The organism is Streptomyces sp. NPDC017246, assembly GCF_044331325.1.
GTDB lineage: Bacteria > Actinomycetota > Actinomycetes > Streptomycetales > Streptomycetaceae > Streptomyces.
Map to the genome: position 1 here is coordinate 528,965 of NZ_JBIRMW010000002.1, position 25,814 is coordinate 554,778.

General features: G+C 70.7%; 24 protein-coding genes. 17 read left to right on the forward strand and 7 right to left on the reverse strand.

All coding sequences use genetic code 11. From position 1 onward, the window contains the following. Positions 1-24: 24 nt before the first annotated feature. Positions 25-2,286, reverse strand: coding sequence for a (Fe-S)-binding protein (locus tag ACH4MY_RS07225; RefSeq protein ID WP_397998703.1), 2,262 nt, complete (start codon positions 2,284-2,286; stop codon positions 25-27). Positions 2,287-2,393: 107 nt separating this feature from the next. Next, a complete protein-coding gene (locus tag ACH4MY_RS07230; protein WP_397998706.1) occupies positions 2,394-2,882 on the reverse strand; it encodes a sugar transferase in 489 nt (162 codons plus the stop codon). A gap of 253 nt (positions 2,883-3,135) precedes the next feature. On the opposite strand from ACH4MY_RS07230, the gene dnaK reads away from it, so the two are divergent. Genes dnaK through ACH4MY_RS07250 form a run of 4 tightly spaced genes read left to right on the forward strand, consistent with a single transcriptional unit; the run spans position 3,136 to position 7,302 of the window. After that, positions 3,136-4,980, forward strand: coding sequence for a molecular chaperone DnaK (gene dnaK, locus ACH4MY_RS07235; RefSeq protein WP_397998709.1), 1,845 nt, complete (start codon positions 3,136-3,138; stop codon positions 4,978-4,980). Continuing rightward, positions 4,980-5,624: a nucleotide exchange factor GrpE gene (grpE, locus tag ACH4MY_RS07240; RefSeq protein WP_397998712.1), complete on the forward strand. Its 645-nt coding sequence runs from the start codon at positions 4,980-4,982 to the stop codon at positions 5,622-5,624. Before dnaK ends, grpE begins: the two co-directional genes overlap by 1 nt. A 39-nt stretch (positions 5,625-5,663) precedes the next feature. Beyond that, positions 5,664-6,848, forward strand: a complete 1,185-nt coding sequence (gene dnaJ / locus ACH4MY_RS07245) for a molecular chaperone DnaJ (RefSeq protein WP_397998715.1) — start codon at positions 5,664-5,666, stop codon at positions 6,846-6,848. A 4-nt stretch (positions 6,849-6,852) separates the two neighbouring features. Next, a complete protein-coding gene (locus ACH4MY_RS07250; protein ID WP_397998717.1) occupies positions 6,853-7,302 on the forward strand; it encodes a heat shock protein transcriptional repressor HspR in 450 nt (149 codons plus the stop codon). 73 nt (positions 7,303-7,375) lie between these two features. On the opposite strand, the gene ACH4MY_RS07255 is transcribed toward ACH4MY_RS07250, so the two are convergent. Next, positions 7,376-7,843, reverse strand: coding sequence for a hypothetical protein (locus ACH4MY_RS07255; RefSeq protein ID WP_397998720.1), 468 nt, complete (start codon positions 7,841-7,843; stop codon positions 7,376-7,378). A gap of 28 nt (positions 7,844-7,871) precedes the next feature. Then, positions 7,872-8,876, reverse strand: a complete 1,005-nt coding sequence (locus tag ACH4MY_RS07260) for a helix-turn-helix transcriptional regulator (RefSeq protein ID WP_397998722.1) — start codon at positions 8,874-8,876, stop codon at positions 7,872-7,874. Positions 8,877-9,243: 367 nt separating this feature from the next. Here ACH4MY_RS07260 and ACH4MY_RS07265 point away from each other — a divergent pair, with 367 nt between their 5' ends. Beyond that, a complete protein-coding gene (locus tag ACH4MY_RS07265) occupies positions 9,244-9,564 on the forward strand; it encodes a (2Fe-2S)-binding protein (protein WP_041662570.1) in 321 nt (106 codons plus the stop codon). 188 nt (positions 9,565-9,752) lie between these two features. Here ACH4MY_RS07265 and ACH4MY_RS07270 read toward each other — a convergent pair whose 3' ends face one another. Beyond that, positions 9,753-10,157 carry a pyridoxamine 5'-phosphate oxidase family protein gene (locus tag ACH4MY_RS07270; RefSeq protein ID WP_397998726.1) on the reverse strand — a complete coding sequence of 135 codons (405 nt, stop codon included), beginning with the start codon at positions 10,155-10,157 and terminating at the stop codon, positions 9,753-9,755. 122 nt (positions 10,158-10,279) lie between these two features. Between ACH4MY_RS07270 and clpB the strand changes: the two genes are divergently transcribed. Beyond that, positions 10,280-12,886, forward strand: a complete 2,607-nt coding sequence (gene clpB, locus ACH4MY_RS07275) for an ATP-dependent chaperone ClpB (RefSeq protein WP_397998729.1) — start codon at positions 10,280-10,282, stop codon at positions 12,884-12,886. Position 12,887: 1 nt separating this feature from the next. Here the strand turns inward: clpB and ACH4MY_RS07280 are convergent, their stop codons facing one another. Next, positions 12,888-13,340 (reverse strand): hypothetical protein, encoded by a 453-nt coding sequence (locus ACH4MY_RS07280; RefSeq protein WP_397998731.1) that lies wholly within the window; start codon positions 13,338-13,340, stop codon positions 12,888-12,890. Between the two features lie 107 nt (positions 13,341-13,447). On the opposite strand from ACH4MY_RS07280, the gene ACH4MY_RS07285 reads away from it, so the two are divergent. Then, positions 13,448-13,984, forward strand: a complete 537-nt coding sequence (locus ACH4MY_RS07285) for a YbjN domain-containing protein (RefSeq protein WP_397998732.1) — start codon at positions 13,448-13,450, stop codon at positions 13,982-13,984. Between the two features lie 157 nt (positions 13,985-14,141). Here the strand turns inward: ACH4MY_RS07285 and ACH4MY_RS07290 are convergent, their stop codons facing one another. Next, complete coding sequence (locus ACH4MY_RS07290; protein ID WP_397998734.1) at positions 14,142-15,335, reverse strand: pyridoxal phosphate-dependent aminotransferase; 1,194 nt, start codon at positions 15,333-15,335, stop codon at positions 14,142-14,144. Between the two features lie 141 nt (positions 15,336-15,476). Between ACH4MY_RS07290 and ACH4MY_RS07295 the strand changes: the two genes are divergently transcribed. The 10 genes from ACH4MY_RS07295 to ACH4MY_RS07340 all read left to right on the forward strand — a co-directional run bounded on the left by ACH4MY_RS07295 (position 15,477) and on the right by ACH4MY_RS07340 (position 25,738). Then, positions 15,477-15,791, forward strand: a complete 315-nt coding sequence (locus ACH4MY_RS07295) for a hypothetical protein (RefSeq protein ID WP_397998737.1) — start codon at positions 15,477-15,479, stop codon at positions 15,789-15,791. Between the two features lie 52 nt (positions 15,792-15,843). Further along, on the forward strand, positions 15,844-16,080 hold the full coding sequence (locus ACH4MY_RS07300; protein ID WP_397998739.1) for a hypothetical protein: 237 nt from the start codon (positions 15,844-15,846) through the stop codon (positions 16,078-16,080). A 295-nt stretch (positions 16,081-16,375) separates the two neighbouring features. Next, positions 16,376-16,894, forward strand: a complete 519-nt coding sequence (locus ACH4MY_RS07305; RefSeq protein ID WP_397998741.1) for a DUF2617 family protein — start codon at positions 16,376-16,378, stop codon at positions 16,892-16,894. 75 nt (positions 16,895-16,969) lie between these two features. Next, the gene (locus ACH4MY_RS07310) at positions 16,970-18,643 is read left to right on the forward strand and encodes a polyamine aminopropyltransferase (protein ID WP_397998744.1); all 1,674 of its coding nucleotides are present in this window, start codon (positions 16,970-16,972) and stop codon (positions 18,641-18,643) included. Between the two features lie 95 nt (positions 18,644-18,738). After that, on the forward strand, positions 18,739-19,665 hold the full coding sequence (locus tag ACH4MY_RS07315; RefSeq protein ID WP_397998746.1) for an SRPBCC family protein: 927 nt from the start codon (positions 18,739-18,741) through the stop codon (positions 19,663-19,665). A 96-nt stretch (positions 19,666-19,761) separates the two neighbouring features. After that, positions 19,762-20,547 (forward strand): aldose 1-epimerase, encoded by a 786-nt coding sequence (locus tag ACH4MY_RS07320; protein ID WP_397999394.1) that lies wholly within the window; start codon positions 19,762-19,764, stop codon positions 20,545-20,547. Between the two features lie 45 nt (positions 20,548-20,592). After that, complete coding sequence (gene pyrE, locus ACH4MY_RS07325; RefSeq protein ID WP_397998749.1) at positions 20,593-21,132, forward strand: orotate phosphoribosyltransferase; 540 nt, start codon at positions 20,593-20,595, stop codon at positions 21,130-21,132. Between the two features lie 222 nt (positions 21,133-21,354). Further along, complete coding sequence (fbaA, locus tag ACH4MY_RS07330) at positions 21,355-22,377, forward strand: class II fructose-bisphosphate aldolase (RefSeq protein WP_397998752.1); 1,023 nt, start codon at positions 21,355-21,357, stop codon at positions 22,375-22,377. A gap of 76 nt (positions 22,378-22,453) precedes the next feature. Continuing rightward, a complete protein-coding gene (locus ACH4MY_RS07335; RefSeq protein ID WP_397998755.1) occupies positions 22,454-23,614 on the forward strand; it encodes a MalY/PatB family protein in 1,161 nt (386 codons plus the stop codon). A gap of 129 nt (positions 23,615-23,743) precedes the next feature. Next, positions 23,744-25,738, forward strand: a complete 1,995-nt coding sequence (locus ACH4MY_RS07340) for a YncE family protein (protein ID WP_397998758.1) — start codon at positions 23,744-23,746, stop codon at positions 25,736-25,738. The last annotated feature ends 76 nt before the right edge of the window (positions 25,739-25,814 follow it).

Genomic DNA, 25,814 nt, shown 5'->3' on the forward strand with positions numbered 1-25,814 from the left:
CGGCCCTCCTCGTCGTACCGGGTACTACTTCGCCGGTTCCGGCTCCGGCTCCTCCGCCGGCTCCGGCTCCGGGTCGGCCGGGGTCTTCACCGAGTCGAGGAGCAGCTGGGCCACGTCGACGACCGTGACGGACTCCTTGGCCTTGCCCTCGTTCTTCTTGCCGTTGACCGAGTCGGTCAGCATGACGAGGCAGAACGGGCAGGCGGTGGAGACGATGTCCGGGTTGAGGGACAGGGCCTCTTCGACACGCTCGTTGTTGATGCGCTTGCCGATCCGCTCCTCCATCCACATCCGGGCACCACCGGCGCCGCAGCAGAAGCCGCGCTCCTTGTGGCGGTGCATCTCCTGCTGGCGCAGGCCGGGGACGGCGGACATGATCTCGCGCGGCGGCGTGTAGACCTTGTTGTGACGGCCCAGGTAGCAGGGGTCGTGGTAGGTGATGAGGCCCTCGACCGGGGTCACCGGGACCAGCTTGCCCTCGTCGATGAGGTGCTGGAGCAGCTGGGTGTGGTGGATGACCTCGTACTCGCCGCCGAGCTGCGGGTACTCGTTGGCGATGGTGTTGAAGCAGTGCGGGCAGGTCGAGACGATCCGCTTGGCCGACTTCGGCTTCTTCGTCTCCGGGTCCTCGTCGTCCTCGCCGAACGCCATGTTCAGCATCGCGACGTTCTCCTGGGCGAGCTGCTGGAACAGCGGCTCGTTGCCCAGGCGGCGGGGGGAGTCACCGGTGCACTTCTCGTCGCCGCCCATGATCGCGAACTTGACGCCCGCGATGTTCAGCAGCTCGGCGAAGGCCTTGGTGGTCTTCTTGGCCCGGTCCTCCAGGGCGCCGGCGCAGCCGACCCAGTAGAGGTAGTCGAACTCGGAGAGGTCCTCGACGTCCTTGCCGACGATCGGGACCTCGAAGTCGACCTCCTTGGTCCACTCGACGCGCTGCTTCTTCGCCAGGCCCCAGGGGTTGCCCTTCTTCTCCAGGTTCTTGAGCATCGTGCCCGCCTCGGACGGGAACGCGCTCTCGATCATCACCTGGTAGCGGCGCATGTCGACGATGTGGTCGATGTGCTCGATGTCGACCGGGCACTGCTCGACGCAGGCGCCGCAGGTGGTGCAGGACCACAGGACGTCGGGGTCGATGACGCCGTTCTCCTCGGCGGTGCCGATGAGGGGGCGCTCGGCCTCGGCGATCGCCGAGGCGGGGACGTCCTTGAGCTGCTCCTCGGTCGCCTTCTCGTTGCCCTCCATGTCCTTGCCGCCGCCGGCGAGCAGGTACGGGGCCTTGGCGTGCGCGTGGTCGCGCAGCGACATGATGAGGAGCTTCGGGGAGAGCGGCTTGCCCGTGTTCCAGGCGGGGCACTGCGACTGGCAGCGACCGCACTCGGTGCAGGTCGAGAAGTCGAGGATGCCCTTCCAGGAGAACTGCTCGACCTGGGAGACACCGAAGACGGCGTCCTCGGCCGGGTCCTCCCAGTCGATCTCCTTGCCCGCGGTGGTCATCGGCTGGAGCGCGCCGAGGGCGGTGGAGCCGTCGGCGTTCCGCTTGAACCAGATGTTCGGGAAGCCGAGGAAGCGGTGCCAGGCCACACCCATGTTGGTGTTGAGCGAGACCGTGATCATCCAGGTGAAGGACGTGACGATCTTGAGGCACGCGAAGAAGTAGGTGAGGTACTGGATCGTGCTCAGGTCCAGGCCGTCGAGCAGCGCGATCAGCGGGTACGAGGCGAAGAAGCCCGGCTCCCAGCCGGTCACGTGGTGCTGGACGCCTTCGAGGGCGCGCAGCGTCATGATGCAGAGGCCGACGATCAGGATGACGGCTTCGACGAAGTAGGCCTGGCCGGTCTTGGAGCCGGCGAAGCGGGACTTGCGGCCCGCCCTGGTCGGCTTGCTGAGCTGCCGGATCACGATGAGGGTCACGATGCCGAGGACCGTCATCAGGCCGAGGAACTCGGTGAAGATCTCGTACGGCAGCCAGTCGCCGATGATCGGGATCAGCCAGTCGGCCTGGAAGAGCTGGCCGAAGGCGTTGACGATCGTCAGGAGCAGCGAGAAGAAGCCCACCGCGACGAACCAGTGCGCGAAGCCGACGATGCCCCAGCGGTTCATCCGGGTGTGGCCGAGGAATTCCTTGACCAGGGTGACGGTGCGCTGGGTGGGATCGCCGGTGCGGGTGCCGGCGGGCACGGGCTGCCCGAGGCGCACGAACCGGTAGATCTGCACGGTTGCACGGCCGAACAGCGCGACGGCCACCACCGTGATGGCGATCGACACGATGATCGCGGCGAGTTGCATGAGGGGCTCCTCGGGCGGGCCTACTAAGCGGTAACTTATGGAGTCCGTGCCGAGATTACCCGTTCGGGGCCCCGTGCTGTAGCGGCGCTCGCGGTGATCTGTGTCGCTCAGGCAAACCTTGCCGCGCGACGCCTGCGGACTGCTGGAAGCGTACGCGCCAGGATCGCGAGGTCCATCCCGAGCCAGTGGTGGTCCACATAGTGGAGGTCGAGCAGCTCGCGTTCCTCCCACGGCAGGTCCGAGCGTCCGCTGATCTGCCACGGTCCGGTCAGTCCCGGGCGTACGGAGAGCCGACGGCGTCCCTCGCCCACACACTCGCGGTGGGCCGGGGTCAGCGGGCACGGCCCGACCAGCGACATCCGGCCCCCGACGACGTGCAGCAGCAGGGGCAGCGCGGCCAGGGGGCTCCTCGTGCGGAAGGTCAGCATCGTGAAGGGCCGCCCCCCGAGGCCGGCCACCGTGCGGCGGCGCAGGACGCCCCGGCCGGGAGTCGCCCCGCCGACCGCGACCGAGAAGGCGACGGCCGCGAGGAAGGGGGACAGTGCGACCAGGAGGGTGAGCCCGCCCACCACGTCGAACGTGCGCTTGGCCGTCATTCCCCACACCCTTCCGAGGGACCGAGAGCATCATGGGATATTCGTGGGATATGCCTGCTTTGCCCGACAAGGGGCAACCGGACTCTCTCACGCGTCACCCCGCCCGGTCCCGGATCGACGCGCGCCCGGGGCCGTATGAGTGAGATAAGCGGCGAAGAGTTGAGCCCCCTCCACTCAGGTCTGTTGACGCAGTCCACGTCGTCATGCATCCTTGAGTCAGATCCACTCAAGTACGTCAGCTGGAGGAATTGAAATGGCACGTGCGGTCGGCATCGACCTGGGCACGACTAACTCCGTCGTCAGCGTTCTCGAAGGCGGCGAGCCCACCGTCATCACCAACGCCGAGGGCGCCAGGACCACGCCGTCCGTCGTCGCCTTCGCGAAGAACGGCGAGGTGCTCGTCGGCGAGGTGGCCAAGCGTCAGGCCGTCACCAACGTCGACAGGACCATCCGGTCGGTCAAGCGCCACATGGGCACCGACTGGAAGATCGAGATCGACGGCAAGAACTTCAACCCGCAGCAGATGAGCGCCTTCATCCTGCAGAAGCTGAAGCGCGACGCCGAGGCGTACCTGGGCGAGAAGGTCGTCGACGCGGTCATCACCGTCCCGGCGTACTTCAACGACTCCGAGCGCCAGGCCACCAAGGAGGCCGGTGAGATCGCGGGCCTCAACGTCCTGCGCATCGTCAACGAGCCGACCGCGGCCGCCCTGGCCTACGGCCTCGACAAGGACGACCAGACGATCCTCGTCTTCGACCTCGGTGGCGGCACCTTCGACGTGTCCCTCCTGGAGATCGGCGACGGCGTCGTCGAGGTGAAGGCCACCAACGGTGACAACCACCTCGGTGGCGACGACTGGGACCAGCGCGTCGTCGACTACCTGGTGACGCAGTTCCAGAACGGCCACGGCGTGGACCTGGCCAAGGACAAGATGGCTCTCCAGCGTCTCCGCGAGGCCGCGGAGAAGGCGAAGATCGAGCTGTCGTCCTCGACCGAGACCTCGATCAACCTGCCGTACATCACGGCCTCCGCCGAGGGCCCGCTGCACCTGGACGAGAAGCTCACGCGCGCCCAGTTCCAGCAGCTCACCTCGGACCTGCTCGACCGCTGCAAGGTGCCGTTCCACAACGTCATCAAGGACGCGGGCATCAACCTCTCCGAGATCGACCACGTCGTTCTCGTCGGTGGCTCGACCCGCATGCCGGCCGTCGCCGAGCTCGTCAAGGAGCTGACCGGCGGTCAGGACGCCAACAAGGGCGTCAACCCGGACGAGGTCGTCGCCATCGGCGCCGCGCTCCAGGCCGGTGTCCTCAAGGGTGAGGTCAAGGACGTCCTGCTCCTCGACGTGACCCCGCTGTCCCTCGGTATCGAGACCAAGGGAGGGATCATGACCAAGCTCATCGAGCGCAACACCACGATCCCGACCAAGCGGTCCGAGATCTTCACGACGGCCGAGGACAACCAGCCGTCCGTGCAGATCCAGGTCTACCAGGGCGAGCGCGAGATCGCGGCGTACAACAAGAAGCTCGGCATGTTCGAGCTGACCGGTCTGCCGCCGGCCCCGCGTGGTGTCCCGCAGATCGAGGTCGCCTTCGACATCGACGCCAACGGCATCATGCACGTGACCGCGAAGGACCTCGGCACGGGCAAGGAGCAGAAGATGACCGTCACCGGCGGCTCCTCGCTGCCGAAGGACGAGGTCGACCGGATGCGCCAGGAGGCCGAGCAGTACGCGGACGAGGACCACCGTCGCCGCGAGGCCGCCGAGTCCCGCAACCAGGGCGAGCAGCTCGTCTACCAGACGGAGAAGTTCCTCAAGGACAACGAGGACAAGGTCCCCGGTGACGTCAAGGCCGAGGTCGAGGCCTCGCTCGTCGAGCTGAAGGAGAAGCTCAAGGGCGAGGACACCGCGGAGATCCGCACCGCCACCGAGAAGGTCGCGGCCGTCTCCCAGAAGCTCGGCCAGGCGCTCTACGCCGACGCCCAGGGCGCGCAGGCCGCGGGCGGCGACGCCGGTGGCCAGCAGGCCCAGGCCGACGACGACGTCGTCGACGCCGAGATCGTCGACGAGGACAAGCCGAAGGGCGGCGCTGCCTGATGTCGGAGGAGACCCCGGGCTTCGAGGAGAAGCCCGAAGTCCCCGCCGACGGCACGCCCGAGGAGACCGAGGCCGCCGCGTCCGCCGAGAAGGCGGAGGGGGCGGCCCCGGCCGGGGACGCTACGGACGTAGCCCTGCTGGCGCAGCTGGACCAGGCCCGTAAGGCGCTCGAGGAGCGCACCGCGGACCTCCAGCGGCTCCAGGCCGAGTACCAGAACTACCGCCGCCGCGTGGAGCGGGACCGGGTCACGGTCAAGGAGATCGCCGTCGCGAGCCTCCTGACCGAGCTCCTTCCCGTGCTCGACGACATCGGCCGGGCCCGGGACCACGGCGAGCTCGTGGGCGGCTTCAAGTCGGTCGCCGAATCGACGGAGACCATCGTCGCCAAGATGGGTCTGCAGCAGTTCGGCAAGGAGGGCGAGCCCTTCGACCCGACGATCCACGAGGCCCTGATGCACTCGTACGCGCCGGACGTCACCGAGACGACCTGCGTGGCGATCCTGCAGCCGGGGTACCGGATCGGCGAGCGGACCATCAGGCCCGCCCGTGTGGCCGTCGCCGAGCCCCAGCCGGGCGCGGCTCCGGCCAAGGACGACGCGACGTCGTCCGCTGACGAGGAGAGCGGTGCCCCCGAGGAGGGGTAGCGCGAAGATCACCGGAGCAGTCCGGAAGGAGGGACGTCGATGAGCACGAAGGACTTCGTCGAGAAGGACTACTACAAGGTTCTCGGCGTCCCCAAGGACGCCACCGAGGCCGAGATCAAGAAGGCGTACCGGAAGCTCGCCCGCGAGAACCACCCGGACGCCAACAAGGGTGACACCAAGGCCGAGGAGCGCTTCAAGGAGATCTCCGAGGCCAACGACATCCTCGGTGACCCCAAGAAGCGCAAGGAGTACGACGACGCCCGCGCCCTCTTCGGGAACGGCGGCTTCAGGGCCGGCGGTCCCGGGGGCGGCGGCTCGTTCAACTTCGACCTGGGCGACCTCTTCGGAGGCGCCCAGGGCGGCGGCGCGGCCGGCGGCTTCGGCGGCGGTGGCGGCGGCATCGGGGACGTGTTCGGCGGCCTGTTCAACCGCGGAGCCGGTGCGGGCACCCGTACCCAGCCGCGGCGCGGTCAGGACATCGAGTCCGAGGTGACGCTCAGCTTCACCGAGGCCATCGAGGGCGCGACCGTACCGCTGCGGATGTCCAGCCAGCAGCCGTGCACGGCGTGTTCGGGCACCGGCGACAAGAACGGCACCCCCCGGGTGTGCCCGACCTGCGTCGGCACCGGACAGGTCTCGCGCGGCAGCGGCGGCGGCTTCTCGCTCACCGACCCGTGCGTGGACTGCAAGGGCCGCGGCCTCATCGCCGAGAACCCCTGCGAGGTCTGCAAGGGCAGCGGCCGTGCCAAGTCCTCCCGCACCATGCAGGTCCGCATCCCGGCGGGTGTCTCCGACGGGCAGCGGATCCGGCTGCGCGGCAAGGGGGCGCCGGGCGAGCGCGGCGGGCAGCACGGCGATCTGTACGTCGTCGTGCACGTCGACGTCCACCCGGTCTTCGGCCGCAAGGACGACAACCTCACCGTCACGGTGCCGGTCTCCTTCACGGAGGCGGCGCTCGGCGGCGAGATCAAGGTGCCGACCCTCGGCGGCCCCGCGGTCACGCTCAAGCTGCCCGCGGGCACTCCGAACGGCCGGACCATGCGCGCCCGGGGCAAGGGCGCGGTCCGCAAGGACGGCACCCGCGGCGACCTCCTCGTGACGGTCGAGGTCGCGGTGCCGAAGGAGCTGGACGACAAGGCACGTGACGCCCTGGAGACCTATCGCGAGGCGACCGCCTCCGAGGATCCGCGGGCGGAGCTGTTCCAGGCCGCGAAGGGAGCGTGACCCGGTGGACGGGCGCCGACGCAATCCGTACGAACTGACCGACGAGTCGCCGGTGTACGTCATCTCGGTGGCGGCCCAGCTCTCCGGTCTGCATCCGCAGACCCTCCGTCAGTACGACCGTCTCGGTCTGGTCTCCCCGGACCGCACGGCGGGTCGTGGCCGGCGCTACTCGGCCCGTGACATCGAGCTGCTCCGTCAGGTGCAGCAGCTGTCGCAGGACGAGGGCATCAATCTGGCCGGGATCAAGCGCATCATCGAACTGGAGAACCAGGTCGCGGCCCTGCAGAGCCGGATCGCGGAGCTGTCGGCGGCCGTCGACGGCGCGGCGGCGGCGATGCGGCAGCGCGAGGCCCAGGTGCACGCCTCGTACCGGCGTGACCTGGTGCCGTACCAGGACGTGCAGCAGGCGAGCGCGCTGGTGGTCTGGCGCCCGGGTCCCAAGCGCGGCGATTAGTCCCGGCGAGCAGTCCCCGAACGGCGAGCGGCCCCCTCCACGGTGTGTGGAGGGGGCTTCGTCGTACCCGGGGTCACGGGACGAGTTCGGCCACGATGTCGCCGACGGTCTCCCACCAGGGCGCGGCGCCCGTGCCGAACGCGGCGGCGAGGGCGGTGCCGACGGCCCGGTCGAGCGGGGTCGGCGCCACGGCCCAGTCGGCGTCCACCCGGCCGTCCCCCGCGGACTCCAGGGTGCCGAGCCGTCGCCCGTTCCGGGTGAGCCGGCTGTCCAGGTGCGAGGACGGCACGAGGCGGTAGCGGATCCCGTCGACGCGGACGTCCACCCGGTAGGAGCGGCGCAGGAGCCGTGCGCGGGCGGGTCTGAGGGCGGCGGGTTCCCCGTCGACGGTGAGCGCGAGCAGCGCGGGCTTGCGGGTCCCTATCGGGGTGTGGGTGTCGGGGCGGGTCCCGGGGGCTCGTACGAGCTCCACGGTGGGCAGTTCGTACCCGGAGACCCGGAGGGTCCCCGCGGGCCCGTCGAGGTCGATCTGCACGTACACGGTGGTCGCTCGTCCCGTTCGCCGCCGGTCAGTTGTCTCCCTCGAGAATGCCCGACTGCGCGATCAGGTAGCCGAGCTGGGCCCGGCTGCCGCTGCCGAGGGTGGCGGCGAGCTTGGCGATGTGGGCGCGGCAGGTCCGTACGTTCATGCCGAGGCGGCGGGCGATGGCCTCGTCGACATGGCCCTCGACGAGGAGTTTGGCGATGGAGCGCTGGACGCCGCCGATGCCGTCCACGGAGGGGCTGTAGGGGATCTCCTCCTCCCAGGGCACGCCGTGCAGCCAGAACTGGTCGAAGACGCCGACGAGGTACTGGACGAGGCCTTCGTGGCGGAGTTCGAGGGCGACCTGGCGGTCGCTGCGCGCGGGCACGAAGGCGACCTTGCGGTCGACGATGATCAGCCGGTCGACGATCTCCTCGAGGGTGCGCAGTTCGAGCCCGTAGGGGGCGACGCGTTCGACGTAGGCGAGGGTGGCCGGATGGTGCCGGGCCGTGTGCTGGTAGAGCGTGCGCATCCGGACACCGCGGTCGAGGAGCGGTTCCATGCGGCGCAGGGCGGCTTCGAGGGTCTCGGGTCTGCGGCCGCTGCCGGGCTGGATGGTGAGGAGCTCCACGGTGCACTCGTTGATCACGCGGTCCAGCGTGGCGTTGATGGCGCTGAGGCCTTCGAGGACGGTGATCGCCTGGCCGCCGGAGGGATCCTGCGTGTGGATGGCCATGAACGGCTCGAAAGCGTCCGCGAGGGCTATCGCGTGCTGGCGGCGGACCTGTATCTCCTGCTCGATGGGGTGCACGAGCTGGTTGAGGGCGATGGAGGGCGCCACGGGACGCAGGCATTCGCTGTCGTCCGGGTCCGGGTGCAGGAGGGAGAGTTCCCTCAGGCAGGGGGCCGCTTCGGCGTCGGCGCGAGCTATTCGGCCGGTGCGGAGGGCACTCGCATAGAGCTCCTTGCCCACGTCGCATAGTTCACCGTGACTGTGCTTATGACCGGACTCGTCGCATTCTCGCCTCATTTGCACCCCCCTCAGGGTCATGAATTACAGGAACATGATGCCCGGCTTGGCTGGTGAAAAGGGTCGTGAGTGAGCCATCGTCTTACTCGCGGGGGGGAGGTAGTGATCAAAAGAGGTGGAGATCGGCCATGACCAGGATGGTTCGTGCACTTAGCGCCATAGCCGTTGCGGCGGCTGCTCTCGGCGCACTCGCCGTCGGCGAGCCCTCGTGGGAGAGCACCCCGGCGCATTCCGTGGCAGGGCCGGGCGAGCCCTCGTGGGAGATCGCTCCGGCGCACTCCCTGTGGGCGGGACCGGGTGAGCCTTCGTGGGAGAGCACTCCCGCGGATGTCGTGCTCGCGTCTCCCTACGAGCCCTCCTGGGAAATCGCTCCCAAGGGCGCGGGCGCGTGACCGTGCCGCCGGACGACCCCAGGTTCCGCCGGGAGATGGCTTCGGCCTACCGATCCGGATGGCATTTCGTCGACCTCGCCACGGCCATCCCCCACCGTGGCGACGCGCTGAAGGTCACCCTCTTCGGAGAGCCGATCGTGGTGGCACGGGAGCAGGACGAGGACGTCCGCGCCTACCGCTGCCTCCGCCGTCCCCGCGGCGCCCCACAGCCCATCCGCTGTGCCATCCGGTACGGCATGATCTTCGTCAATCTCGACCAGCGTGACCACCAGCTGATCGAACCCGAGACCATCACCGCCACCCCCCGCAGTGCCTGAGCGATTCCCCCGTCGTTGTAGATCGCTCAAGCACTTCCCCCACACAGCGACGCCATCGCGGACCTGAAACGCGATGGCGTCGCTGTGCTGCGCCCGTGCGTTTCCCGCGCGGGCGCTTTCGCGTCGCCCGTACGGGATCGGGCCGGGCTCTTCCCGTACGGGACCGGCCGCGGACTTCCCGTACGGGATCAGGCGCGGCCCATCGCCCGGGTGAGGGTGATCTCGATGACGACCCGGTCCGGGTTCGGCGCCGGCGTGCGCCCGTAGCGGTCCGCGTAGCGGGCGACCGCGTCCGCGACGACCTCCGCCTCCGTACGGATGCGCGCGACGCCCTCCAGGGTGGCCCAGCGCCCCTTGTCGACCTGGCAGACCGCGACCCGCGCGCCGTCCGTGCCCGCCGCCAGGACGTTGGCGACCTTCCGGCTGTGCTTGTTGGTGATGACCCGCGCGTACCCGTTCTCGGGGTCGTACGTGACGCCCACCGCCACGACGTGCGGGGTGCCGTCCGGGCGCGGGGTGGTCAGGGTGCTCATGTGGTACTCGCGCCAGAAGCCGAGGTACGAGTCGGAGGGGTTCTTCGGGTCGGTCGCCATGCACGGAAACTACCCGGGGCGGGACCCCCCTCGATACCTTGAGCGGGATCGACTCAACTTTGTGTACTCTGGAAGGGTCATAAAGGGAGAGGACCCACGAAAGCCGAGGAGGAGCACCGCACGTGGACGCCGAACTGACCAACCGGAGCCGGGACGCCATCAACGCGGCGAGCAGCCGCGCCGTGTCCGAGGGGCACGCCGACCTGACCCCCGCACATCTTGTGCTGGCGCTGCTCACCGGTCAGGACAACGAGAACATCACCGATCTGCTCGCCGCCGTCGAGGCCGACCAGGCGGTCGTGCGCTCCGGCGCCGAGCGGCTGCTCGCCGCCCTGCCGAGCGTCACCGGGTCCACGGTCGCGCCCCCGCAGCCCACCCGCGACTTCCTCGCGGTCATCGCCGACGCCGACCGGCGGGCCAAGGAGCTCGGCGACGACTACCTGTCCACCGAGCACCTCCTCATCGGGATCGCGGCCAAGGGCGGCCCGGCCGGTGAGATCCTCGAAGGGCAGGGCGCGAGCGCATCGAAGCTGCTCGACGCCTTCGAGAAGAGCAGGGGAGGACGCCGGGTGACCACACCCGACCCGGAGGGGCAGTACAAGGCGCTGGAGAAGTTCGGTACGGACTTCACCGCCGCCGCGCGCGAGGGCAAGCTGGACCCGGTCATCGGCCGCGACCACGAGATCCGCCGCGTCGTGCAGGTGCTGTCCCGCCGCACCAAGAACAACCCGGTCCTCATCGGTGAGCCCGGTGTCGGCAAGACCGCCGTCGTCGAGGGCCTCGCCCAGCGGATCGTGAAGGGCGACGTGCCCGAGTCGCTGAAGAACAAGCGGCTGGTCTCGCTCGACCTCGGCGCGATGATCGCCGGAGCCAAGTACCGCGGCGAGTTCGAGGAGCGCCTGAAGACCGTCCTCTCCGAGATCAAGGCGAGCGACGGCCAGATCATCACCTTCATCGACGAGCTGCACACGGTCGTCGGCGCGGGCGCCGGCGGCGACTCCTCCATGGACGCGGGCAACATGCTCAAGCCCATGCTGGCCCGCGGCGAGCTGCGGATGGTCGGCGCGACCACCCTCGACGAGTACCGCGAGCGGATCGAGAAGGACCCCGCCCTGGAGCGCCGCTTCCAGCAGGTCCTGGTCGCCGAGCCGACCGTCGAGGACACCATCGCGATCCTCCGCGGCCTCAAGGGCCGGTACGAGGCCCACCACAAGGTGCAGATCAACGACTCCGCGCTGGTGGCCGCCGCGACGCTCTCCGACCGGTACATCACCTCCCGCTTCCTGCCCGACAAGGCCATCGACCTCGTCGACGAGGCCGCCTCCCGGCTCCGTATGGAGATCGACTCCTCGCCCGTCGAGATCGACGAGCTCCAGCGCTCCGTGGACCGGCTCCGCATGGAGGAGCTGGCCCTGAAGAACGAGACGGACGCGGCGAGCAAGCAGCGCCTGGAGAAGCTCCGGCGCGACCTCGCCGACCGCGAGGAGGAGCTCCGCGGCCTCACCGCCCGCTGGGAGAAGGAGAAGCAGTCCCTCAACCGGGTCGGCGAGCTGAAGGAGCGTCTCGACGAGACCCGCGGCCGCGCCGAGCGCGCCCAGCGCGACGGCGACTTCGACACCGCCTCCAAGCTGCTCTACGGCGAGATCCCGGCCCTGGAGCGGGAGCTGGAGGAGGCCTCCGAGGCCGAGGCCCAGCAGGAGTCCAGCAAGGCCGCCGACGCGAAGAGCGCCATGGTCAAGGAGGAGGTCGGCCCCGACGACATCGCGGACGTGGTCGGCGCCTGGACCGGCATCCCCGCCGGGCGCCTCCTGGAGGGCGAGACGCAGAAGCTGCTGCGCATGGAGGACGAGCTCGGCCGGCGGCTGATCGGCCAGTCCGAGGCCGTCCAGGCCGTCTCCGACGCCGTGCGCCGCACCCGCGCGGGCATCGCCGACCCCGACCGGCCCACGGGCTCCTTCCTCTTCCTCGGCCCCACGGGCGTCGGCAAGACCGAGCTGGCGAAGGCGCTCGCCGACTTCCTCTTCGACGACGAGCGGGCCATGATCCGCATCGACATGTCGGAGTACGGCGAGAAGCACAGCGTCGCCCGGCTGGTCGGCGCGCCTCCCGGCTACGTCGGCTACGAGGAGGGCGGCCAGCTCACGGAGGCGGTCCGCCGCCGCCCGTACAGCGTGGTCCTGCTCGACGAGGTGGAGAAGGCGCACCCGGAGGTCTTCGACGTCCTGCTCCAGGTCCTGGACGACGGGCGGCTCACCGACGGGCAGGGACGGACGGTGGACTTCCGCAACACCATCCTGATCCTCACCTCGAACCTGGGCAGCCAGTACCTCGTCGACCCGCTGACCTCGGAGGACGTCAAGAAGCAGCAGGTCATGGACGTCGTCAGGGCGAGCTTCAAGCCGGAGTTCCTCAACCGGCTCGACGACCTCGTCGTCTTCTCCGCCCTGGACCGGGCCGAGCTGGGCCGGATCGCCAGCCTCCAGATCGACCGGCTCGCCAAGCGGCTCGCCGAGCGGCGGCTCACCCTGGACGTCACCCCGGAGGCCCTGGAGTGGCTCGCCGAGGAGGGCAACGACCCCGCGTACGGCGCCCGGCCGCTGCGCCGTCTGATCCAGACGGCGATCGGCGACCGGCTCGCCAAGGAGATCCTCGCGGGCGAGGTCCGGGACGGCGACACGGTCCGGGTGGACCGTGTCGAGGACGGTCTAGTCGTGGGGCCGGCGCGCTAGCTCAGGTGTCGAAGGCCCGGACACGTACGAGGGCGGTGCCGCCGTCCTCGTACGTGACCCGCACGTGCACGTACAGCGCTTCGTCGAACGACACGTCCACGCACCGGTCCTGCTCGCAGGAGAACGCGGGCTTCCCGGCCGGGTAGGTCGCATCCAGCCACCCCCCGACCTCGTCGCGCGGCATCCGGAACTCGGCCTCGGCCTGGGTCTCCTGCCAGTGGGCCGCCGTGCAGCGGGCGTCCTCGGCGCTCACCGGGAGGCTTCCCCGGGCGAAGGTCATCACCTCGGAGCAGTCCACCTGCTTCGATTCACCGATCTCGCTCCAGGCCATCGCGCCCCAGGCCAGCACGGCCGCGGGACCGCCGCAGAACACGGTCACCGCCACGGAGACCCACACCCAGGTCCACGCCCGCGGCTTCGCCGGTCCGGTCTTCTTCCCCGTTTTCTCCCCCATGAGGACCAGATCTTGTCAGCCCGCAGCGGATCGCGGGAGGTGGGGCTTGCCACGAACCGCCCGCGATGGGGGAGGATGGCGAGCATCCGTACGAAGGGAAATACACGGTGAGCATCGACCCGTCCTCGATTCCGAATTTCGGGGGCCAGCCCCAGCCTCAGGCCGCAGGACCGGCGGGCCCCGTCGTCCCCGACCAGGACCTCGTCAAGCAGCTCCTCGAGCAGATGGAGCTGAAGTACGTCGTCGACGACGAGGGTGACCTCGCGGCGCCGTGGGAGGAATTCCGCACGTACTTCATGTTCCGCGGCGAGGGCGAGCAGCAGGTCTTCTCGGTGCGGACGTTCTACGACCGTCCGCACTCCGCCGACGACCGCGCCAAGGTTCTCGACGCGATCGACGACTGGAACCGCCGCACCCTGTGGCCCAAGGTCTACACGCACCTGCACGAGGAGGAGGACGGCTCCGCCACCCTCCGCCTCATCGGTGAGGCCCAGATGCTGATCGGCACCGGCGTCGCCCTGGAGCACTTCGTGTCCTCCACGGTCAGCTGGGTCCGCGCCTCCATCGAGTTCGACAAGTGGGTCGTGGAGCAGTTCGGCCTGGAGTCCCCGGAGGACAAGGCCGCGGGTGACGAGGAGGCGTAAGCCCTCCCCGTAGCAGCGCGGTACGAGAGCCCGGCCGGGGCCGTGATCATCTGGATCGCGGTCCCCGGCCGGGCTCTCGTCGTGACCGCGCCGGGACGCGGCCTCGGGCCGGCCGGACGCGGCGGGTGCCTCGGACCGGCCGGACGCGGCGGGCGCCTCAGGCCAGGCGCTTGAGGCGGGAGACGGCCTCCTCCAGGACCTCGGTCTTCTTGCAGAAGGCGAAGCGGACGAAGGGGGCGCCGGCCTCGCGGTCGTCGTAGAAGACGGCGTTGGGGATGGCGACGACACCGGCGCGCTCCGGCAGCGAGCGGCAGAAGGCGAAGCCGTCCTCGGCGCCGAGCGGGCGGATGTCCGTGGTGACGAAGTAGGTGCCGGCCGGTCGGTAGACGGCGAAGCCCGCCTGCGCGAGGCCCTCGCTCAGCAGGTCCCGCTTGGCTTCGAGATCGGCGCGGAGCCCGTCGAAGTACGCGGCCGGGAGGCGGAGCGCCTCGGCGATCGCGTACTGGAACGGGCCGGAGGACACATACGTCAGGAACTGCTTGGCCGAGCGGACCGCGGCGGTCAGCTCGGGGCTCGCGGTGATCCAGCCGACCTTCCAGCCGGTGAACGAGAACGTCTTGCCGGCCGAGCCGATGCTCACCGTGCGCTCCCGCATCCCGGGCAGGCTCGCGATCGGCAGATGCGCGGCGCCGTCGAAGACCAGGTGCTCGTACACCTCGTCGGTGACGACGAGCAGGTCCCGCTCGACCGCGAGCTCGGCGACGGCGGTCAGCTCGGCGCGGGTGAGGACGGTGCCGGTCGGGTTGTGCGGGGTGTTGAGGAGGATCAGCCGGGTCCGGTCGGTGACGGCGGCCCGCAGCTCGTCGAGGTCGAGGACGTAGCGCCCGCCGGCGGTGTCGCCGGGTGTGCCCGCCTGGGGGCGCAGGGTGACGGGGACCCTGGTCCCGCCGGCCATCGCGACGCAGGCGGCGTACGAGTCGTAGTACGGCTCCAGGGCGATCACCTCGTCGCCCGGCTCGACCAGGGCGAGCAGCGCCGCCGCGATCGCCTCGGTGGCGCCCGCGGTGACGAGCACCTCCGTGTCCGGGTCGTACCCGAGGCCGTAGCGCTCCAGCTGGTGGTCGGCGATCGCCGACCGCAGCTCGGGGACGCCGGGGCCGGGCGGGTACTGGTTGCCCCGGCCGTCCCGCAGCGCGCGGATCGCGGCCTCGCGGATCTCCTCGGGGCCGTCGGTGTCGGGGAAGCCCTGACCGAGGTTGATCGACCCGGTCCTGGCGGCGAGCGCGGACATCTCGGCGAAGATCGTCGTCCCGAACTCGGCGAGGCGGCGGTTGAGCAGCGGTCGTGTCATGCCGCCATCCTGGAGCCAAGCTCTGGAGTTGCTCAAGTGCGCTTTGGCGCGGGGGCGGAACGGGGATCGCCCTGGCATGACCATCACATTCTTCCTCTTCGGGATCGCGCTCGTGATCGCGATCGGGCTGGCGATCCTCGTGTGGGGGCTGCGGGACGCCTCGCGCGGGTCGGGCGGCGGCGGCAGCAGCTGGTGGGCGGGTTCGACGGGACCGGCCTCCTCCTCCTCCTCCTCCTCGTCCACCTCCTGTTCGTCGTCCTCGGCGTCCTCCTCCTGCTCCGCCTCCTCGTGTTCGAGCTCGTCCTGCTCCTCGTCGAGCTGCTCCGGTTCCTCGTCGAGCTGCTCCAGCTCCTCCTCCTGCAGCTGAGGCCCGGGGACCTGAGGCCCGGGGACCTGAGGCCCGGGGGCCGCAGGACCTCCGGAGCCAAGCTCTGGACTTGCTCAATTCGGCTTTGACGGGATGCCACCGAGGGCATCTCCCTCGCACAACAGAACGGGGGTAGTACTGATGGGAACCTTCTTCGGCCTCATGGGGCTTCTGGTGGTCGTGGCGGTGTTCGTCGCCGTCAAGGGCAGGCTCGGCGGCGGCACGCGCCGGTCGCGGCGGCGCGGCAGGCGTTCGAGCGGCGGTGGGGGCGGCAGCATCACCTGGGCGGACGGCGGCGGGGGCGGCTGTGGCGGCTCGTCCAGCTCCTGCGGCAGCTCGTCCAGCTCGTGCGGGGGCGGCTGCGGCGGCGGCAGCTGAGCGGACGCCTTCGGGGAGTGCCCACGTCGCCTGGCACGTGACGTGGGCAAGGGGCGCGGACCTGTCGGCCGAATCCGATTGAACAAGTGAACTGTGGGGTCCCCGAAGGGGTTGGAAAACACGGCAAGTTGGGTAAAAACGCTGCGAGTCGCCCGGGGTCCGTGGTTCTCTCGCTCCTGACAGAGACAGCCCTCGGACCGTGTGTGGACCCGAGCCGGCGATTCCCCACTCCCGTTGAACCCTTCTCCGGGGCGCCCCCGGCCCACCCGTCAAACCGTGTTTGCGGAGCCGACCCATGCTCACCACCCTGAAAACCTCGTACACCGACACGCGTGCCGCCGATCTGGCCTGGGCCCTCGGGCGCGAGCCGCTGCCCGCCCTGGCCGTACTCGATCTCGAACTCGCCGGAGCCAGAATCCAGTTGAGACTGCTCGGCGCCTCCCACCAGGTGCTCCTGGAAGAGGAGGGCCGCAGCTGCTCGGAGACCGTCGCCTGCATGCCCGGCAGCAGCACCCCCCTTCCGCTCGGCGTCTCCAAGCGCGTCGGCGAATGGGAGTACGAATTCGCGGCGCGCGTCGAGACGCTCTCGCACGGCTCCTTCGCGGGCCGCGCGCAGGAGCTGCTCGCGCTCGTCGCCGACCACCCCAATGGACTCGCGGGGACCTTTCCCGGCTCCCCGCACGCCTTCACGGCGATGCTGGCGCAGCGCCACGAGGGTCAGGTGCGCTGGCGCACCTGGCACGCCTACCCGCAGGAAGGGCAGTTGGTGGTGACCAGGACCCGTATCGGCGCACGTATGCCCGCAACGCTCTGATACGCCCTCCCGGAGCCTCAGATGCACTCGTGTGGGTGACAAGGGGCGCCCGAGTCGTGACGTAGCGTTACGGTCATGATGGAGCCGACCGTGACCATGCCACCCAAGAAGGTGCGGCGTGCGCCCGTGCGGCGGCCCGAGCCGCCGCGCGAGACGGTGCGGTTCCCGGTCCTCGCGGTGGTCTTCGTCTGCGCCGCCTGCGGTCTGGTCTACGAACTCGAACTGGTCGCGCTCGCCTCCTATTTGATCGGCGACTCGGTCACCCAGGCCTCCGTCGTGCTCTCCGTGATGGTCTTCGCCATGGGAGTGGGCTCGCTCCTCGCCAAGCGGCTGCGCTGCCGTGCCGCCGTCGGCTTCGGCCTGGTCGAGGCCGGGCTCGCGCTGGTCGGCGGCTGCTCGGCGATGGTGCTGTACGCGGCCTTCGCCTGGCTCGGCGAATCGCGGTACGTGCTCGTGGCGTTCTCGCTCGCCATCGGGGTGCTCATCGGCGCGGAGATCCCCCTCCTGATGTCGCTGATACAGCGGGACGGCCGCCCGGGGCGGGCCGGGCGGAAGGCCTCGCTCAGAGAGCAGGACGACGCCGCCGGGACGGTCGCCGACCTCTTCGCCGCCGACTACGTCGGCGCGCTCGTCGGAGGCCTCGCCTTCCCGTTTCTGCTGCTGCCCTGGCTCGGCCAGCTCACCGGCGCCCTCGTCACCGGCGCGGTCAACGCCGTGGCGGGCGGCGGCCTGGTCCTGTGGGTGTTCCACCGCGACCTGACGACCCGCTCCCGGGCCCTGCTCGTCGCCGTGAACGTGTCGGTCCTGGCCGTCCTCGCCACGGCGACCGTGCTCGTCGACGACTTCGAGCAGGCCGCCCGCCGGGCCGTGTACGGGGAGCGGGTGCGGGTCGCCGTCCACACCGAGCTCCAGGAGGTCGTGGTGACCGGAGGCCGCGAGGGGCCGCCCGACCTGTTCCTCGACGGGCGCCTGCGGGTCGCGGGACAGGACGAGTACCGCTACCACGAGGCGCTCGTCCACCCCGCGATGAACGGCACGCACGGGCGGGTGCTGATCGTCGGCGGCGGGGACGGCATGGCCGCCCGCGAGGCGCTGCGCTACCCCGGGGTCCGCTCCGTCACCGTCGTCGAACTCGACCCGGGGGTCGTCCGCCTCGCCCGTACGGACCCGGCGCTCGCCACGCTCAACGCACAGGCGTTCCGGGACCGCCGCGTCCGGGTGGTCTACGCGGACGCCTTCCGCTGGCTCCGGGGTGCCACCGATCGTGTGCGGGAACGGTACGACGTGGTGATCTCCGACCTGCCCGACCCCGGAATCACCCCCAGCACCAAGCTGTACTCGGAGGAGTTCTACGGCCTGGTGGCCCAGGTCCTCACCCCCTCCGGACGGTTCGCCGTGCACGCCGGGTCCGTCGCCGACCGGCCGCGCACCTACTGGACCGTGGACGCCACCCTGCGCGCCGCCGGCTTCGCCACCCGCCCGTACAGCGCGAGCGGCCGCACCCCCGGCTTCGCCGCGGGACCCGACCGCGCCGACCGCACCAGCGGTACGGGACGGGGGCCCGGCGACTGGGGCTTCCTCCTCGCCCTGCCGGGCGGCCGCCCGCCCGTCCTCGGCCTCGCCCCCGACGCGCCCCGGCTGCGCTCGCTCGGCGAAAGGACCCTGGAGGCCGCGGCGCGCCGGGCCGAGCGGGGCCGGGGGGCCGAACCGCCCCCCTCGACACTGGTGCACCCGCGGTACGGCGGCTGAGGGCGTTCCCTCCGTGGCCGACGGGGCGCGCGCGGGTGCCGGGTGCGGTGCCAAACAGGCGACGCCGCGCCCCGGCCTGAGTAGGCTCGGCTTCCATGGAGCATGAGGTGTTCGTCCCGGTCCCGGCCGAGGTTCTGCGCGCGACGCTCACGGACCCCGCCCGGGTGGTGCGCTGCGTCCCCGGCCTCCAGCGGGACGCCGACGCGGAGGCGGGCCCGCTCACGGGCCGGCTCAGGGTGCGCGTCGGCGGCAACACCATCACCTACCGCGGCGCCCTGAAGGTCGTCGAGCGGGACGGCGCCATCACCTACGAGGGCCAGGGCACCGAGGCCCGGGGCAAGGGCTCGGCGGAGCTGTCGCTCACCGTCGTCCTCACTCCGGTGGCCGAGGGCACCAGCCTGAGCTTCACCGGCGGCCTGACGGCGGCCGGCCGGCTCGCCGAGGCGACGGACGAGGCGCGGTCCACGGCGGGTGCCCGACTGCTCGGCAAGTTCGTGGAGGCGCTGGCCGCCCTCGCCGAGGAGCCGGAACCGGAGCCGGACGGGAAGCCGGACGCGAAGCGCCCGCCGGACGCGAATCCCGAGCCCGACGCGCAGCAGGAGTCGCCCGAAGGGGCGGCCGCCGCCGCGACCGATGGAGAGACCGACGGAGAGAGCGACGGAGAGACCGACACGGACGACGACGGGGTCGACGACGGTGTCGAGGAGCCGCCCCGGAGCTCCGTCTTCGACGCACCGGTCCCGCCGCCCTCCCTCGACCCCCTCGTGGAGGAGGACTTCGTCGGCGCCCCCATCGAGTTCCCCGCCCCGCAGCCCGCCGCCGAGGCCGCCCACGCCCGCCGGACCATGATCGGGCGGAGCGCCGAGGAGGTCGACCACGCCCCGCCGCGCGGCCGGTACGCCCCCGTCCCCGCCCCCGAGGCGTCGAGCGCCGGGGCCACCCTGCGCTGGATCGCGCCGGCCGCGGCCCTCGCCCTCGCCTCCGCGGTCGTCATCAACCGGGCGCTGCGCCGCCGCCGCTGAGACGCCCGCCGTGGCGCGAGCCGTAACGCCGTGAAACGTGCCCGGAAAGGGTCGCCCACGTTCGGGGTCTCGCACGATTAGGGTCAGGGCGTGAGCATGCAGACGCGACTGACGGCGGGCGACGCCGAGCTGACCATCAGCCCCGAGAACGGCTGCCGGATCGAGGGCCTGCGCATCGGCGGGACCGAGGTACTGCGCCAGGGCGAGCGCTTCGGGAGCTTCCCGATGGCGCCCTGGTGCGGGCGGACCGAGAACGGCCTCTTCCGCAACGGGGCGACCACCCATCAGCTCCCGGTCAACGCACCCCCGCACGCCATCCACGGCACCGTCCGCGACCTCGCCTGGAAGACCGCCAGGACCTCCGCGACCGAGGCCGTCTTCACCTGCGAGCTCGGTGACCCGTGGCCGTACAAGGGCACGGTCACCCAGGTCTTCGAGCTGGCCGAGGACTCCCTGACGCTGCGCTTCGGGATCGAGACCTACGGCGACTCCTTCCCGGCCCAGGCGGGCTGGCACCCGTGGTTCCTGCGGAACCTCGGCCGGGGCGGTCAGGACGTGCGGCTCGACTTCACCGCCGCCTGGCAGGAGGAGCGCGGGGAGAACCACCTGCCCACCGGGCGCCGGATCGATCCCGCCCCCGGGCCCTGGGACGACTGCTTCGGCATGCCCGACGGTGTCGACGTCACCCTCACCTGGCCGGAGGAGCTGGAGCTGAAGGTCGCGAGCCGCGCCCCCTGGGTCGTGATCTACGACGAGCCCGAGGACGCCGTCTGCGTCGAGCCGCAGTCCGGCCCGCCGAACGGGCTCAACACCCACCCGCGTCTGGTGACCCCGATCGACCCGCTGGAGGTCGAGAGCACCTGGACCTGGCGTCGTCTCTGAGAGCTGCGGACGCCGCCCCCGAGCGGTCCCCTTAAGCTCAGGGGCATGACTGACGTACGCGCTGAGCTGCTCCAGCAGATCAAGGACAAGGCCGTGGTGCACGGCAAGGTGACCCTCTCCTCGGGTCTGGAAGCCGACTACTACATCGACCTGCGCCGGATCACGCTGGACGGCGAGGCCGCGCCGATGGTGGGTCAGGTCATGCTCGACCTCACGGCGGACCTGGACTTCGACTGCGTCGGCGGTCTGACCCTGGGCGCCGACCCGGTCGCGACCTCGATGCTGCACGCCTCCGCCGCGCGTGGGCAGCGCCTCGACGCCTTCGTCGTACGGAAGGCCCAGAAGGCGCACGGCATGCAGCGCCGGATCGAGGGCGCGGACGTCAAGGGCCGTCGCTGCCTCGTGGTCGAGGACACCTCGACCACGGGTGGTTCGCCGCTGACCGCCGTCGAGGCCGTCCGCGAGGCCGGCGGCGAGGTCGTCGCCGTGGCCACGATCGTCGACCGGGGCGCCGCCGAGGCCATCGCCGGGGCGGGTCTGACGTACCTCACCGGCTACCGGCTGACCGATCTTGAGCTGGGCTAACCGCCGCGAAGTCGTGACTTAGGTCCTGGACCTCGGCGAGGGCGGTCCTGACCTGCGTTTTTATCCAGGGGCGGGGTGTTTCACGTGAAACACCCCGCCCCTTGGCATGCCGTGCCCGTGGGAGCCCGCAGAAGAGTCTGGAAGGATGGGCGTCGACGATGACGTCGCCCCCAGGTCAGGGACAGCAACGCACACACCCCGCACATCACAAGGAGCGGACGAATGCCCATCGCAACCCCCGAGGTCTACAACGAGATGCTCGACCGGGCGAAGGCAGGCAAGTTCGCCTACCCGGCCATCAACGTGACTTCGTCCCAGACCCTGCACGCCGCTCTGCGCGGTTTCGCGGAGGCCGAGAGCGACGGCATCATCCAGATCTCGACCGGCGGAGCCGAGTTCCTGGGCGGCCAGTACAACAAGGACATGGTCACGGGCGCCGTTGCCCTGGCCGAGTTCGCGCACATCGTCGCCGCGAAGTACGACATCACGGTCGCGCTGCACACCGACCACTGCCCCAAGGACAAGCTGGACAGCTATGTCCGTCCGCTGATCGAGGTCTCCGCCGAGCGCGTCGCCCGCGGCGAGAACCCGCTGTTCCAGTCGCACATGTGGGACGGCTCCGCCGAGACCCTCGCCGACAACCTGGCCATCGGCCAGGAGCTGCTCGCGAAGGCCGCCGCGGCCAGGATCATCCTCGAGGTCGAGATCACCCCGACCGGTGGCGAGGAGGACGGCGTCACCCACGAGATCAACGACGAGCTGTACACCACCGTCGAGGACGCGCTCCGCACCGCCGAGGCCCTCGGCCTGGGCGAGAAGGGCCGCTACCTGCTCGCCGCTTCCTTCGGCAACGTGCACGGCGTCTACAAGCCGGGCAACGTCGTGCTCCGCCCCGAGCTCCTCAAGGACCTCCAGGCCGGTGTCGCCGAGAAGTACGGCAAGGCCTCCCCGTTCGACTTCGTCTTCCACGGCGGCTCGGGCTCCACGGCCGAGGAGATCGCCACCGCGCTGGAGAACGGCGTCGTGAAGATGAACCTCGACACCGACACCCAGTACGCCTTCACGCGTCCGGTGGCGAACCACATGTTCAAGAACTACGACGGTGTCCTGAAGGTCGACGGCGAGGTCGGCATCAAGTCGACCTACGACCCGCGCACCTGGGGCAAGCTGGCCGAGGCCGGCATGGCCGTCCGGGTGACCGAGGCGTGCGCGGCGCTGCGCTCGACCGGCACCAAGCTGAAGTAACGAAGCAGATCGTGTGAGCGAAGGGCCCGGTACCTCCCCAGGTGCCGGGCCCTTCGTCCGTCGACGAGAGGGCCTGATGTACGACTTCGACCGTGAGATAGACCGGCACGGCACCTGGTCGGTCCAGTGGGACGGGATCGCCGACCGCTTCGGTGTGCCCGATCTGCTCCCCTTCACCATCTCCGACATGGACTTCGCCTCCCCGCCGGAGGTGCTCGCCGCCCTGCGCGACCGGGTCGGCCACGGGGTCTTCGGCTACACCGACTGGCGGCTCGGCGAGTTCCGCGAGGCGATCCGGCACTGGTACGCGAGCCGGTTCGCCACCGAGATCGACATCGACTCGCTGGTGTACGCGCCCTCCGTGCTCAACCAGCTCTCGCAGCTGCTGCGGATGTGGACCGAGCCCGGCGACGGCGTCGTCGTCCACACCCCCACCTACGACGGCTTCCGCAAGGCCGTCACCGGGCTCGGGCGCGAGCTGCGCGGCGTACCGCTCGGGGACCTCGAAGCCCTCGAACGGGAGCTGGCCCGGCCGGACAGCCGGATGCTGCTGCTCTGCTCCCCGCACAACCCGACCGGCCGGGTGTGGACGGAGGAGGAGCTCACCGTCTTCGCCGAGCTCGCCGAACGCCACGGCGCGGCCGTCGTCAGCGACGAGATCCACGCCGACCTGACCACCGACGGCCACCGTCACATCCCGTGGACCAGGATCGCCGAGCCGGGCCGGGGCCGCCGCTGGGCGCTGATCACCTCGGGCACGAAGGCCTTCAATTTTCCGGCGCTCTCCGGCTCGTATGGGATCATCGGCGACCCCGACGAGCGGACGGCCTTCGTCCGGCGGATGGAGACCGGTGAGGGCCTGGCCTCGCCCGCCGTGCTCTCGCTGACCGCCCACATCGCCGCGTACCGGCAGGGCGCCGCCTGGCTCGACGAACTGCGCGGCTACGTGGCGGGCACGATGGCCACGGTCCGGGAACGCCTCACGGCGGGCCTTCCGGGGGTCGACTGGGAGCCCCCGCAGGCCGGCTACCTGGCCTGGATCGATCTTCGGCCGCTGGGCATCGAGGAGACCGCCCTCCAGGAGGAGCTGGTGGCGGTCGAGAAGGTCGCGATCATGCCGGGCGGGGTGTACGGCACGCCCGGATTCGTCCGGCTCAACGTGGGCTGCCCCCGGAAGAAGGCCGAGCGGGGTGTGGACGCGCTCGTTCGCGCGGCGGGGCGGCTGCGCACGACCTGAGGACGGCATCGGTCACGGCCGTGAGCGCGGCGGATACCGGGAGGCGGGGTGTCGCAGGCGTGTTCTAGTCTTCCTGCACCGCGCCCCGTGTTGAGGGGCCGGAACCATGCCTTTGGGGGGCTCTTCATCGTGCGCAAGCGCGCTCTCTCGGCCGCGACGTCGTTCGCGGTCCTCGTCAGTTCCGCGGCGCTCGTCGCGGGCACGGCCGGCCTTGCGGCCGCCGACAGCAGCAAGGCCCTTCCGATGTCGTCCGTGGGCGACATGGTGGTGGACGGTGTCCATCGGAAGATCTTCATCAGCGACCCGTACCTCGGGAAGGTCGTCGCGACCGACTACGCGGGCACGGTCCTGAGCACCGTCACCGGCCTGCCCGGCGTCACCGGGCTCGCGCTCTCCGCCGACGCGGGGAGCCTGTACGCCGCGGTGCCGGGCGCCGACGTCGTCGTCGCGCTCGACGCCGCGACCGTGACCGAACGGGCCCGGTACGCCACCGGCGAGGGCACCGACCCGCAGTACCTCGCGCTCGCGGGCGGCAGGATCTGGTTCGGCTACGGCAACGGGGACCACGGCGACATCGGGTCGGTCGACACCTCGGGCGCCGAACCCGTGGTGACCCTGGCCCAGGACACCGAGCTGAACTACTCGGGCGCCCCGCGGCTGGTCTCCTCGCCGACGGACCCGAACGCCTTCGCGGCCATGTCCTCGTACTACCACCGGTTCCTGCTCGGCGCGTACGACGTGTCCACGGGCACCGCCACCCGCACCGCGCGCACCGCCGCCGACGTCGGCTCCGTGGGCATGGCCAACGACCTCGCCTACACCCCTGACGGCGGCAGGCTCATCACGGCCACCGCAGGCAACCGCCACCGGGTGTGGCGGACCACCGACATGGCCGAGCAGCCGTCCTACGCCAGCGAGTACCACGGCGCTGCCGTGGCCGTCGCCCCCGACGGCACCGTGGCGGCCGGCTCCGACGCCGCCTACGCCGCGGACGTGTTCGTCTACCGGCCGGGCGAGACGAAGGCCGTGCGGCAGTACGACTTCCCGAACACGGGGGTCTACAGCGGCGGCGACGGACTCGCCGACAGCGCCCTCTCCTGGGAGCCGGGCGGCAGCCGCCTGTTCGCGGTGACCACGGCCTCCAGCGGCAACAGCGTCCGGCTGAACGTCCTGGACACCCCGACCAAGTCCCTGCCGACGGTCACCGTGAGGGTCCCGTCCACCGTGGCGGTCCTCAAGGCGATCACCGTCTCCGGCACGGTCGCGGCGACGCTGAACCTGCCGGCCGGCACGCCGCTCACCGTGACGCGGTACGACGCCGAGTTCCCGAAGGGCAAGGCGCTCGGGACGAGGAAGCTCGGGGCGAACGGCACGTTCTCGTTCCCCGACACCCCGACCGCGGCGGGCGACGTCACCTACAAGGTGGCGTACGCGGGCGACGCCACGCACGTGGGCGCGAGCGGCACGGCGGTCGTCAAGGTGACCCCGTTCAAGACCGCGCTGACGCTGGACCAGAACCGTCGCACCGTGAACTACGGCACCAATGTGACGTACACGGCGTCCCTCGGCTGGTCGTACCGGAACCGGGTGGTGGAGATCTGGGCCGACCCGTACGGGTCGGAGCCCAAGCGGCTGCTCAAGCGCGGCACGGTCAACTCGGCGGGCAAGCTGTCGGTGACGACCCGGATGACCCGCGACACCTGGGTGACCGCGGACTTCGCCGGTGACACCCGCTCCGGGCGGGCCCACGTCGGCTCCACCGTGTACACCCGGGCCGGTCTGACGACCGCGCTGTCCCGGCACTACAAGTGGTCGAAGATCGGCACCATCTGGTACCAGTCGTACCACCAGACCGGCGACGTGATGGTCACCGCGTGGAACAACCCGTACCCGGGCCGGAAGACCAAGTACGAGGTCCAGGTCTGGTACGCGGGCGCCTGGCGCACGGGCTCGGAGGACTACGTCCGGCTGAACAGCGGCGGAATGGCGTACATCGTGTTCGACGGCGCCGGAGCGGCCGGCGTCCGCGCCCGGGTCCGCACGGCGTACGTGGACGGCACGTCCGGCGACAACGTGAACACCACGATCCACGGCGCGTGGAAGTACTTCAACGTCACCCGCTGACCCGTCGGCCGTCGTCGCCCCGCCCACCGTCTCCTCGGATTCCGGTGGGCGGGGCTTCGGCGTTCGGGGGACCATG

Coding starts and splice junctions, on each gene's coding strand:
- fbaA (WP_397998752.1), top strand. CDS start 21,355: ATGCCCATCGCAACCCCCGAGGTCTACAACGAGATGCTCGACCGGGCG.
- ACH4MY_RS07320 (WP_397999394.1), top strand. CDS start 19,762: ATGCAGACGCGACTGACGGCGGGCGACGCCGAGCTGACCATCAGCCCC.
- ACH4MY_RS07305 (WP_397998741.1), top strand. CDS start 16,376: ATGCTCACCACCCTGAAAACCTCGTACACCGACACGCGTGCCGCCGAT.
- ACH4MY_RS07310 (WP_397998744.1), top strand. CDS start 16,970: ATGATGGAGCCGACCGTGACCATGCCACCCAAGAAGGTGCGGCGTGCG.
- ACH4MY_RS07290 (WP_397998734.1), bottom strand. CDS start 15,335: ATGACACGACCGCTGCTCAACCGCCGCCTCGCCGAGTTCGGGACGACG.
- ACH4MY_RS07260 (WP_397998722.1), bottom strand. CDS start 8,876: ATGACCCTGAGGGGGGTGCAAATGAGGCGAGAATGCGACGAGTCCGGT.
- dnaJ (WP_397998715.1), top strand. CDS start 5,664: ATGAGCACGAAGGACTTCGTCGAGAAGGACTACTACAAGGTTCTCGGC.
- ACH4MY_RS07230 (WP_397998706.1), bottom strand. CDS start 2,882: ATGACGGCCAAGCGCACGTTCGACGTGGTGGGCGGGCTCACCCTCCTG.
- dnaK (WP_397998709.1), top strand. CDS start 3,136: ATGGCACGTGCGGTCGGCATCGACCTGGGCACGACTAACTCCGTCGTC.
- pyrE (WP_397998749.1), top strand. CDS start 20,593: ATGACTGACGTACGCGCTGAGCTGCTCCAGCAGATCAAGGACAAGGCC.
- ACH4MY_RS07335 (WP_397998755.1), top strand. CDS start 22,454: ATGTACGACTTCGACCGTGAGATAGACCGGCACGGCACCTGGTCGGTC.
- ACH4MY_RS07270 (WP_397998726.1), bottom strand. CDS start 10,157: ATGGCGACCGACCCGAAGAACCCCTCCGACTCGTACCTCGGCTTCTGG.
- ACH4MY_RS07315 (WP_397998746.1), top strand. CDS start 18,739: ATGGAGCATGAGGTGTTCGTCCCGGTCCCGGCCGAGGTTCTGCGCGCG.
- ACH4MY_RS07280 (WP_397998731.1), bottom strand. CDS start 13,340: ATGGGGGAGAAAACGGGGAAGAAGACCGGACCGGCGAAGCCGCGGGCG.
- ACH4MY_RS07300 (WP_397998739.1), top strand. CDS start 15,844: ATGGGAACCTTCTTCGGCCTCATGGGGCTTCTGGTGGTCGTGGCGGTG.
- grpE (WP_397998712.1), top strand. CDS start 4,980: ATGTCGGAGGAGACCCCGGGCTTCGAGGAGAAGCCCGAAGTCCCCGCC.
- ACH4MY_RS07225 (WP_397998703.1), bottom strand. CDS start 2,286: ATGCAACTCGCCGCGATCATCGTGTCGATCGCCATCACGGTGGTGGCC.